This is a genomic window from Variovorax sp. DXTD-1 (assembly GCF_003984625.1).
Taxonomy (GTDB): domain Bacteria; phylum Pseudomonadota; class Gammaproteobacteria; order Burkholderiales; family Burkholderiaceae_C; genus Variovorax.
The window spans coordinates 1-11,686 of the sequence record NZ_RWKH01000039.1; the positions used below are offsets into that span (position 1 = coordinate 1).

The 11,686-nt window shown below is 60.2% G+C and carries 6 protein-coding genes; all 6 read right to left on the reverse strand.

The window, feature by feature from the left end:
* Window positions 1-156: 156 nt before the first annotated feature.
* Window positions 157-759: a hypothetical protein gene (locus tag EJI00_RS24395; RefSeq protein ID WP_126750057.1), complete on the reverse strand. Its 603-nt coding sequence runs from the start codon at window positions 757-759 to the stop codon at window positions 157-159.
* A 24-nt stretch (window positions 760-783) separates the two neighbouring features.
* Window positions 784-1,617 carry a hypothetical protein gene (locus tag EJI00_RS24400; protein ID WP_185868206.1) on the reverse strand — a complete coding sequence of 278 codons (834 nt, stop codon included), beginning with the start codon at window positions 1,615-1,617 and terminating at the stop codon, window positions 784-786.
* 268 nt (window positions 1,618-1,885) lie between these two features.
* Complete coding sequence (locus EJI00_RS24410; protein WP_126750060.1) at window positions 1,886-2,302, reverse strand: hypothetical protein; 417 nt, start codon at window positions 2,300-2,302, stop codon at window positions 1,886-1,888.
* 2 nt (window positions 2,303-2,304) lie between these two features.
* Window positions 2,305-4,893 (reverse strand): hemagglutinin repeat-containing protein, encoded by a 2,589-nt coding sequence (locus EJI00_RS25180; protein ID WP_260590844.1) that lies wholly within the window; start codon window positions 4,891-4,893, stop codon window positions 2,305-2,307.
* A 136-nt stretch (window positions 4,894-5,029) separates the two neighbouring features.
* Complete coding sequence (locus EJI00_RS24420) at window positions 5,030-5,449, reverse strand: hypothetical protein (protein ID WP_126750061.1); 420 nt, start codon at window positions 5,447-5,449, stop codon at window positions 5,030-5,032.
* A 2-nt stretch (window positions 5,450-5,451) separates the two neighbouring features.
* Window positions 5,452-11,686: hemagglutinin repeat-containing protein (locus EJI00_RS24425; RefSeq protein ID WP_185868208.1), on the reverse strand; the 6,235-nt coding region annotated here is incomplete at its 5' end.

Here is an 11,686-nt window from a genome sequence, read left to right on the forward strand (position 1 = left end):
GGGCGCGTTCGCGTTCCTGTTGGCGTTGCTGTTCGATGAAAGCTTGAGGCGTCGTCGGCGTCTGCTGCGCGACCGCCCACAACGGAGAAGCAGCGAGGGCCACGGCCACCGCCATGCGCGTGCGCCGAGGCACGACCGAGAAATGCGCCATGGTGATCAGCGCCGGAATTCGACCGTGCGAACCGCCGACGGCTTGCCGGAGAAGCCGGTCACGGTGCCGTCGGCGCCGAAGAGCACGTCGACCGGTTCGTCTTCCTGCACCGTCCAGTAGCGCCAGGTATTGGCGTTCAGGTCCTTGGTGTCGTTGCGCGAGGGATAGCTCAGCGCCATCAGCACCTGGGGCCGGGTCATGCCGACCATGACCTTGGCGGAATACACGGCCTTCTGCACCTCGGGGCTCCAGCTGGCGAGCGTCAGCTTGGGATCGGCGGGCACCACGATCTGGCGCGCCCAGCGCAATGCATCTTCCTTGCTGCGTGCGGCATCGTCGCGCAGGGAGACGTAGTCGCTGCCGATGGTGCCGTAGAGGTACCGGTCCCGCTTCATGGTGTCGAGCACCGCCGGTTCGCCGAACGGCACGATGGGGCCGCCCAGCATGTTGGTGCTGGAGACCCAGCCGTAGTCGGGGCGCAGGTTGCAGCAGGTGTAGCCGGTGATGGGCTGGGTCAGCTTGGTGGCGCAGCCGGACAGGAGGAGGAGGCCCGCAGCGAGGGCGGTCAACGCGGCGATGCGGTGAGGGGAAATGTGTGATCGTTTCATTGATATCGCTCTAAACAAATTTGACTAAGCACCCTCAGCGAAACTGGAGCCTGACTCCACCAAGACAGATTTGAACTTCGAAAAATAATCCGCCCCGCCAGAAACCACGCTCAAGAAATCCGAGAACTTCTCTTCATCTTCAAATAAAAACCTCTTCTTGACCCTATTAGCCGTCAGAACCTCAAATAGCGCATCCAGATTGCCACCCGCATACCCTCTATATCCAAAAATACTCTCCCCCAGAAGACAATAAAAATCCGCATCAGAACGCAGACCATCAGGATTAATATTAATTACCTCATTAGCGACACATTCTTGAATCCAATCAGCTGAACTTACCAAATCCATGCAGGCCTCCATCCAAAAATCAGAATATCGACCATCAAGATCCCGCCAGCTTAAGGAGCTACCATCGACCCAAGCTTCAAAAATTCTCAATTTCCGCAGGCTCGTTCGACCTATTTGCATCAAATATCGATGGACATCATTTTGGGTGGAAAGAAGTTTGACGCAATAGAAATTGGCAACCTGAATGGGCCGGCCGTTTATATCGATGAGCAATGAAAATACACGGCCATCAGGAAGCGTGAATCCGACATGAGGCAGCTTGAGACCGTGAAGTGAAAGAATAAAATTCCCTCCGCCAAAATCGCCGTCTCCCGCAAACTCCGGGAGGCCTTGAATCAGATCGAGTCCTAAAACAGCATCATTTTCAGTCGTTTCATCGCGAACGGATAACTGACCTATCTTCATCATTCGATGGGGTTCGCTCTTGAGGCCGGGAATTCGATGTTTCCATGGGCTACCACCTTCGCAGTCACGAGTTACTCTCTTCGCTGCTTTTCCGATCGTAAGCAATGGAGTGCGATTTTCGATACAAATCTATTCCTCGATCAGTAACATCCTCATATCCAAATTCAACATTGCAATTTGGACATAAAGCATAGGACGGGGTTTTACCATCCTCACCCCAAGGAAAGAGTGGGAAGCAGTCGAAGCCACAGACACGGCACAGTGACCTTTTGCCATTCATTTCGAACTCCAAAAATCGAGATTTAATCTCAGGCCATGCGCCACCGAAATTGAGTAGTTGGAAGAATCCCCTGAATTCTTCATCGATAAAATCCTATCTAGGATCATTCCAAAACCACTCGAAGCCACGCTCTCGATCTCTAATTGCATACACCCCTTCGTACTGAAAGGAAAGCACGAACAGCATGTCCGTGCTCTTGGTCAACCGCGTCAATACTGACTTCATGGTTTCGACGGCTTCGTCGTACATGGAGTTATTGATGCGAAACGAAATTTCCGCATCGACAAGGAACGAACAGCCATGATCGCCCTCTGCAATGATTTCTTTGGTTCGGCGCGATGGTCGCATCCACTCGGCTTCACAGAACACTTCACCATTGCCAAGCGTGTACCAAACTGCGTCGAGCCGATGCTCCGGGAGACGCTCCATTCCCAACTCGTAAAGGATCTCTTTTGTCATTTCCCAATCCTTGGCGCTACCACCCATCTCAAGGTACATATCAAGTGCCATGGTCACCATCCTCCATTCAAATTTGTAACCCGCCCGTCCTTGATGATGATCAGATTACGCAGTCCACCAATCGGATTGCGCTGCACATACTGCGCAATCTCGGACGCGCTCAGCGGTGAGTCCGCCAAGTTCACAACCACATTGTTTGCTTGGAAAGTCTTGACCTCCGCTGGATTAGCCTTCTTGCTGATCCCATCCCATATGCTTTGCACATTGGCCGAGCTCGGTGAATAGACATCAGCGACTTCTCCGTTGATCTTGAGGTCTGGCTGCTTTGCCTTTGATCGACCCCCGTCATTTTCTAATCGTTCCACCTTTAATCCGCGCTCTGAAAGAATCTCGGCCGCTTCGTCTTGTCTAGCAAAAGAGCGAATCTGCTCTGCGTTGGCATTGGGTGGCGGAAGCTCCCGGGCCCCGGTCAAAGTGCCTTTCGCTGCGGGCAGTTCTCGCTCCACAAACACCGCTCTCGCGTCGTCGGCGGTCAGGCTCGCCCCGTCATATTTACCGGTACGAACCGGAGATCGAGACGTGAGAATCGTGGACGAGCGCTCCAGTACCCCCGCCACCGCATCAACCACACGGCCACCGATCGCTCCGCCCAGCACTATCTCCTCAAAGGTGTAGTCGCGCGGCGCACCTCCGTTAATTGCCCCAAGATAGGTAAGCGTGGCCTGTCGTTGATTCGCCGTCTGCTGACGTTCGGCTTCAGCGGTCGGCGTGTTCAGAAGATAGCTGTTGGCTCTCTGCTCACTGGTTGCGTCAAAAGCGATCAACTCGCTTCCCCCCGCTCGGATGGGCTCCCCGTATGTGTTCAAGATCGGTTGTTTCTGACTCGCCAGATCCCCGATGATGCGATCAGCGGTAGCAGCATCCGCGATGACCTGCGAAGATGAAAAGTACCCCTGATACGGCAACTGGCCCGTTCCCGCAGCGGCCACGAGGAACGCATCGCGTTTGCCCTTCCCATCATCATCCACTCGCGCAAGCGTGGCTTGAGCCAGTTGGTCATACCAGTACTTCTCGGCCTTGGACTGCTGCTCGGGCGACATCTGCTCAAAGCCTTGGATTTGCTCGCGCGCCACCCGCTTTGCCTCTTGCGCCAACCGCTGGCGCTCCGATGGATGCAACTGCCGATTGTTGATGTCCACGGCATATGCACTGGATGCTCCAGCAGTTCCCCCGGCTACTCCGCCAATTGCCGCAGCAGTAACGGCGCCCAGAGCCTGCGCAACTGGAGTTGGCAAGCCCATTGCGTCGATGGCCGATCCGATCCTTGGCATGAGGGCTGCACTAGCCCCTGCTCCCAGTGCGCCGGCTACGCCTCCACCGAGTGCGCCCGCAGCCGTGTGCAAGGCAACCCGGTACTCCCCGCCTTCGGCCCACTTGGCCGCCTCTGCAGGATCCGTGTTTTTCAGCTCGTTCTGTTTCTTGTCTGCGTATGTGCCGATTTCCCTTGCTGCGTTCTGGTTGAACTCCTGCGTGAGCTGGGCCTGCGCCTGCACATCATTGATGATGGTCTGTGTGTTCCAGTCCTTGATCAGTGTGCCGGCGCTGCTGTTGTCCCCGGTCCTCACGCTCTGGTCGCCCGCAATTCCCGAGATGCCGGACCTCGTGACGCTGGTCTGGTTGCTGCCGCTGACGCTGCCCACACCCGCACTGCCGCCGGGCCGGCTGTTCGGTCCCGACCACGCCGAATTCATCTCCGTGGCGGGTGTCGTTGCCGTCGCAGCCTGCGGTGCCGTGGTGTAACCCACGCCCACGCTGCCGCTGACCGCGTAACTGCTGCCACTCGACTGGCTCACGTTCTGCAAGTCGCTCATGGTGAGCGCGCCGCCCGTGCTGAAGCTGTTCTTGCCTGCGTCGATGGCCGCCTGCGTGCTCTCGATCACCGCCCCCTTCAGGTCGGTGTTGCCCGCCACCTTCACGTCGAAGCCGCCATCGCCGGCCTTGATGCCCGACTGCACGGCCGGGCTGATGAAGACGCCATTGGATTTGGCCCCGGCCGCGCTGGCCCCCACCGTGGCCACCACGCCGTAGCAGATCGGCGGGATGCACAGGCTCAGGTTGAAGCCCGAGCTGCTCTGGCGCGACTGGCCCACGCTCGCGTCCTGCAGGCTCTCGATGTTCAGGTTGCCGCCCACATCGGCCGTCACGCGGTTGGCTTCGACAATGCCGCCGCGCATGTTCAGGTCGCCGCCTGAACTGATGTTGACAGCCTTGCCGCCGCTGACCTGCGTAGCGTTGTAGCTGACGTCGTTCAGGTTGTTCTTGCCCTTGCCGTTGCTCACGCCCAGCTGGATGCTGAAGCCGTTCTGCGCGCCGGCCCCGAAGGTGACGCCCACGTTGGCGCCGTGGCTGGAGTTCTGGCCGATCGTCGCGCTGGTGTTCTTGCTGGCCTCCAGAGTGATGTCATTGTCGGCCGCCAGGTTGACGGTATTGCCCGCCGCAATGGTGGAGCCCACGGCGCGGATGTTGGAGTCCTTGCCGCCGCCCGTGGCCACGATGTTGACGTTGTTCGAACCCACCACGCTCGAGCCCACGGCCTCGCTGCTGTTGCTGAAGCTGGTCGCCTGACTGGTGTTGCGGCTCACGCTCACGCTCACCCCGTAGCTCAGCCCGCCGGCTCCGCCTGCGAGCGCGCTGGCAGCGTCGTAGGCCTGTTTGCTGGTGCCATTTCGGCTCCCAAAGAGCATATCGATCCGCTTAGTATGGAGATGAGTTTTTCAATTACGACTCCCTTCCCGGCTCATTTTTATCAAGAACATGAAGAGAAAATTGCTCTGCCTCAATGGCAATGGAAACAGAGGCTGAAAAACCATGAAGTCCACCACTCAAGTAATACTTCTTCAAGTCTTTGCTTCCTTGCCCTTCGTAGCGGAATACCACGCGATCCCCCCATAAAACACCTTCATTTCGTTGTTCATATTGGTGAGCAACAAAATCAAACTCTCGAACCCCCCGAAAAACCAGAAGGCAATGACCAACAAATCCTTCTTCATTTTTTCGACTAAAGAGGTCGAATAAATCGGATCCGACGTCAAGCCAGTTGTTGACATAGATTTTTGCAACAGAATTACTGCATAAATGCGCACCATAGTCGCATTCCGATGCATTTATTTCTTCCCAGCAATTTTCGATGATTTTCATTTCTACCTTGTCTTTTTTACAAAAACAACTGTTTGCATTGTTGAAGGCGCAATCGGCTTGCCTTGTGTGGTTGCGAATGGTAGTCCTTGATATTCAGGAAGCAATGGTCCTTGGTATTTAATCTCCAATCCAAGGCTGTCTAGTTGAGCGGGAGTCGGCATGCTCGCAAAGTACTTGTTAGCCTGATTCCCATTTATAACAACCATGCCTCCCGGCTGGGTAATGCGCGCCGCCTCTGGTAGGTAGTCCATCATCGAAAATGTGCCTCCAGCGTCCCTGGGAATATAAGGATTATTTGCAACCACTGTCGCTTGGCTGTTGCTTCGGATATTCGGCATGCTTCGGGCATCGGGTGCAATAGCAGAAGGATCTGTAGGCCCAACACCAACAGCGCCACTAATCTGAGGCCCCTTTGAGTCTGTAAATAATTCTACAGTGCCGCCTTTCGGAGCTTCGCGCAAAATTCGCCCATTTACCAGCTTCGCTCCAACTACACTGCCGCCCACAGCAGCGCCCACTAGTACCAAATCCGTCAATGTTTGTTGAGCGACAATCTTTTGCCGCTCATCATAAATCGACTTTTCCGCAGGGGTTGGATTCTCGGGCTTAAGATTTCTCTGACGAGTTTGCCAGTAAAACTCCCGGTACTCGGGGTTGTTCTTATATTGACTATAAACAATCGGATTTCTGAAATCCGACGATGTTGCAGCAAAAATCTCTTGCGTACGTCCCTCCGAATCCACAAAGGTATTCTTTGCATTCTCGGAGATGAATGCCTTGGCCGCTATAAATGCTTGGTACTCTTCACTCGCAAAACTTCCCAGATTGTTTGAAATTGTGGTCTGGTTGTATAGATCAACGTTTGATTCGCCGGCCATCGTCAACCATGTTGCGGCCTCGCCTGGAGTAACGGGGCGGCCGAGTTTCTCTGAGAGCACGTCAGCGAAGCCCGCGGCGTTGCCCTTGATCCAAACTGTTTCCGTCGGGTGAAGCTGCCTGTTGTTAACGTCCACGCTGTAAGCCGAGGCCGCCCCAGCTGTTCCTCCTGCCGCGGCTCCGATAGCAGTCGCTGTCACCGCGCCAAGAGCTTGTGCCACCGGTGCTGGCAATCCCATTTCATTGATGGCCTCGCCAACGCGCGGCATCAGTGCTGCACTAGCCCCTGCTCCCAGTGCGCCGGCTACGCCTCCACCGAGTGCGCCCGCAGCCGTGTGCAAGGCAACCCGGTACTCCCCGCCTTCGGCCCACTTGGCCGCCTCTGCAGGATCCGTGTTTTTCAGCTCGTTCTGTTTCTTGTCTGCGTATGTGCCGATTTCCCTTGCTGCGTTCTGGTTGAACTCCTGCGTGAGCTGGGCCTGCGCCTGCACATCATTGATGATGGTCTGTGTGTTCCAGTCCTTGATCAGTGTGCCGGCGCTGCTGTTGTCCCCGGTCCTCACGCTCTGGTCGCCCGCAATTCCCGAGATGCCGGACCTCGTGACGCTGGTCTGGTTGCTGCCGCTGACGCTGCCCACACCCGCACTGCCGCCGGGCCGGCTGTTCGGTCCCGACCACGCCGAATTCATCTCCGTGGCGGGTGTCGTTGCCGTCGCAGCCTGCGGTGCCGTGGTGTAACCCACGCCCACGCTGCCGCTGACCGCGTAACTGCTGCCACTCGACTGGCTCACGTTCTGCAAGTCGCTCATGGTGAGCGCGCCGCCCGTGCTGAAGCTGTTCTTGCCTGCGTCGATGGCCGCCTGCGTGCTCTCGATCACCGCCCCCTTCAGGTCGGTGTTGCCCGCCACCTTCACGTCGAAGCCGCCATCGCCGGCCTTGATGCCCGACTGCACGGCCGGGCTGATGAAGACGCCATTGGATTTGGCCCCGGCCGCGCTGGCCCCCACCGTGGCCACCACGCCGTAGCAGATCGGCGGGATGCACAGGCTCAGGTTGAAGCCCGAGCTGCTCTGGCGCGACTGGCCCACGCTCGCGTCCTGCAGGCTCTCGATGTTCAGGTTGCCGCCCACATCGGCCGTCACGCGGTTGGCTTCGACAATGCCGCCGCGCATGTTCAGGTCGCCGCCTGAACTGATGTTGACAGCCTTGCCGCCGCTGACCTGCGTAGCGTTGTAGCTGACGTCGTTCAGGTTGTTCTTGCCCTTGCCGTTGCTCACGCCCAGCTGGATGCTGAAGCCGTTCTGCGCGCCGGCCCCGAAGGTGACGCCCACGTTGGCGCCGTGGCTGGAGTTCTGGCCGATCGTCGCGCTGGTGTTCTTGCTGGCCTCCAGAGTGATGTCATTGTCGGCCGCCAGGTTGACGGTATTGCCCGCCGCAATGGTGGAGCCCACGGCGCGGATGTTGGAGTCCTTGCCGCCGCCCGTGGCCACGATGTTGACGTTGTTCGAACCCACCACGCTGGAACCCACGGCCTCGCTGCTGTTGCTGAAGCTGCTGCTCTGGCTGGTGTTGCGGCTGACGTTGACGCTGACGCCGTAGCTCAGCCCGCCGGCCCCGCCTGCGAGCGCACTGGCCGCGTCATAGGCCTGCTTCCCGCTCATCGCCAAGTTGACGGCGCCCAAGGCCTGCATGCGCCCATCGCCGGTATCGCCCATGGCCTTGATCGTGCTGGACCCGCCCCGGAGCGTGTCGGTGCTGATGCCCATGAAGCTGGCGCTGCCACCCATCTTGGTACTGGCACTGCGCTGCACCGTCATGCTTTGCTCGGTGTTGTGGGCCTCGTTGATGGTGACGTTCTTCGCAAGAATGTTGACGTCGCCTCCCACCAAGGGGCCGGCCTGCCCGGCAGCCATGACGCTGCTGGCGGTCTGGCGGTACTCGTTGCCGGCCACCAGTGTCACGTTACCCGTGAGGCTGGCCACCTGGCTGGCCTGCTGGGTGGTGCGGCTGGTGGTCTGGGCGCCGAAGTCCTTGATATGGCCCAACCCAGGCTTCGACCAGGAACCGATAAAGCCGCTCTTGGCATTGGCCGAGGAACTGCTGCTGAGTTGGGTGTTCTGGGCGCTTTCGATGGTGAGATTGCGCCCGGCCATCATGGTGATGTCCCGGTCGGCGACGACGGTCGCCGCCTGCAAGGTGGTGTCGCGCCCGCTGACGGTTTGCAGGCTGCCGGCCGATATGGTGGTGCCGACCGCCTGGGTCGTGATATCGACGCTGGTGCTGTTGCCCGAATTCTTGCGGTTGCCGTAGCCGCCGACCGGCCCGCCGGCATCGGAAGCCAGCGCCCAGGCCCGCGACAAGCCCGTGCTGCTGGTGCGCTGCTGGCTGGCGTGCAGTTCGGTGCTGCTGCTGGTGGCGGTCGTGAGATTGATGTCGCGGCCCGCCGACAGGCTCATGGCTTCATCAGAGTGAAGCTGTGCGGCCTGAAGGTTGATGTCGTTACCGGCCACTGCAGCCACTGCCTTGCCGCTCAGGCTGCTGGAGAGCACCTCGGTGGTGGTGGTGCTGTCGAGGGTGCTGGAACTGCTCTTCCTGAACAGGCCGTTGGAAGTTTTCTGCGTGGCCGTCGCAACGCTGGTCGTGGCCTGGCCCGCGGTCAGGTTAATGTCGTTCTTGGCCGTGGCGACCAAGGCGCCGTCGGTGCTCTGAACGGCACCCGCGCGGATGTTCAGGTCGTTGCCCGCTGCAAGGCGCACGTTGTCCTGGCCCTGGATGACCGAGCCGACTTCACGGCTTTGCGAGGCGGCTACAGCTGTCTGCTTGCCTGCGCTGCTCATGGCACTGGACTCGGTCACGGTCCCCATGTTGATGTCGCGACCGGCGCCCACCGCGGCACTGCCCGCGCTGACCAATGCGGCGCCGATCAGGTTGGCGTCTCGCCCGGCTGACGCGATCAGTGTTCCGCCGGGGTTGGTCACATACACGCCCGCCACACGGTCGATGGTGGTGCTGCTGGTCATCCCACCCAAGCCGCTCGCGCTTTGCGTGGTGGTGCGGATGTTGATATCGCGCCCTGCCGTCAGCACGGCGGCATCCCGTGCCGTGATGCTGCCGCCGATGTTGTTCAGGTCGTTGCGGGCGTTGATGCCGATGTTGCCGCCAGCGATACGGCCACCGAGGTTGTTCACGTTCTCGGCGTCGATCTTGACCAGGCTGCGGCCGGCAATGGTGCCGGTATTGACAAGGTCGCCCGTGCTCTTGATGACGGTCGCATCGGCACTCAGCAGCGATCCCGATCCATCGATGTCGTCTGGCCGCACGCGCACATAGACCTGAGGCACCAGCACGCGCTGCGTGCCGCCGTCCGGCAATGTCACCGTCTGCTCGACCAGCCACACGATGTCGCTGGTCAACTGGGCCATCTGGGCGGCGCTCAGGCCCACGCCCGGGCGCAGGCCGTATTCCTTGGCGAAGGTCACGCCCGCGTTCATCAGCGCGGTGTACTGGTCGTCGTCGTTGTTGAATCCGTCCAGGTAGCGATAGCCCGTGAGCTGCGCCACCTGTTCGCGGATGAGCTTCTGCTCGTAGAAGCCGTCGCCCAGCCGCTTGAGGATGTTGTTCGGGTCTTGGCCGAGGTTGTTCAGCAGGTAGTCGCTGCTGAGCCACATGCGCTTGTTCGTGAAACGCGGATCGGTCTCGATCAGGTAGCCGCCGGGCCCGGCGTGGATGCCGAACAGGCTGGCATTGGGAAGGCGCGTGTTCGGCAGGCTGGTGCGCACGACCATGGGGACGGTCTGGGCGCCTGCGCCCGCGGTCCCGCCGGCCGCACCGGCCGCGGTGCCCGAGGTTTGTGCAACCCCGCCGACATTGGCGGGCACTTGGACGATGACCCCTGCACCGCCGGCGCCATTGACGCCGCCGGCGGCGCCCGCGTTGGCATTCGCGCCGCCGACGGGCGCAGCCCCCGCGTTGTAGCCCTTCGTGGCGTCGAGGTTGGACGTGTACTCATAACCCCCCAGGGCGATCTGCTGTGGCGGCATGGGAAGGACGATCGTTTCCTGAAAAACGCCGAAGCGGTCGTACACGAACGCCACGTCCAGCGTGGTGCTTTGACCGGTCAGCGGTGGACCGGCTTCATAGTCGTTGGCAGTGATGGTGCCGCCCGCGAGTACCTTGCTGTTCTCGTTGTACAGGTGTCCATTCACGTTCATGTCGCCACCCGCGACGATGCGCGCGGGGGCCGCGTCTACCGCGGTGTCGGCCGTGACCGTGGCCGCGTGCTTCCAGGTGCCCCAGACATTGCCACCCGGGTTCAGCAAGGCGCCCTGGCTGCCGTCGGCATTGCGTGCCCAGACATAGGTCTGCCCCTGGATGGCGATGACGTCCTTGGGCAGGAAGATGCCCACCCCTTCGATATTGATCGTGTCATAGGCCAGTGGGGTCGTCGTCTGCGGCCCCAGCTTGATGTGCGTGTCCTTGTTGTTGATCTGCGCCATCGCGATCGACATGTCGCCCATCGACTCGATGTCTGCGCTCAGGTTGTCGAGCACGGCGCCCTGGCCGGTGGCTTGGCGATTGGCGTCGAGCGCTCCGCCGATGTTCATCGAGCCTGCACCCAGGCCGGCGCTGAAGATCAGCGCGTGTTCGCGGTTGGTGATGGTGCCCGCACCGATGTTCAGGGTGTTGCGTGCCGCAATCGTTCCCGCCTTGGTCGCGCCATTGAGCGATTCGGCATCGTTGAGCAAGGTGCCGGCGGCGATGGAGATGTCGTTGCCGTAGATGCGGCCGGTGCCGATGTTGGTCAGCGTGCCGGCATTGATCTGGGTCTTCCCGGTGCTGTCGATCAGGCCGCGGTTGGTCAGGGTGCCGCCGGCGTTGACGACCGTATCCGTCCCCGACATCTCCGCGTTGGCCGTGTTATCCACGTTGTTGCCGCCCACGGTGAGCGTCTGGCCCGCGAGCAGCTTGCCGTTGTTCGTGAAGTTGCCGGTGGTGGTGTAGGTCAGGTTGCCGTTGGCGGCCACCTCGCCGTTGTTCACGATGTCCTGCGTGAGCGCGATGCCCAGGTCCTGGCCCGAGACGGCCCGGCCGTCGCCGCTGAAGGTCGCGGCATCGATCTGCAGGCTCCGGTCGGCCACCAGCGTGCCGCCGGTATTGACCAGGTTCAGTGTTTTGGCGCCGGGGTTGGCCGCATTGGGATCGGCGATGGCGAGCGTGTCGCCGGCCGAGATCAACCCGTTCGTGTTGTTGACGGTGCCGCCGCTGGTGACGGTGGTGTTCACATCCGCCCGAATCGCACCCGCGGTGTTATCCACGGTCGTGGCGGCGATGGCGACGTTCTGCCCTTCGATGCCTTGTTCA

Coding starts and splice junctions, on each gene's coding strand:
- EJI00_RS24395 (WP_126750057.1), bottom strand. CDS start 759: ATGAAACGATCACACATTTCCCCTCACCGCATCGCCGCGTTGACCGCC.
- EJI00_RS24410 (WP_126750060.1), bottom strand. CDS start 2,302: ATGGCACTTGATATGTACCTTGAGATGGGTGGTAGCGCCAAGGATTGG.
- EJI00_RS24420 (WP_126750061.1), bottom strand. CDS start 5,449: ATGAAAATCATCGAAAATTGCTGGGAAGAAATAAATGCATCGGAATGC.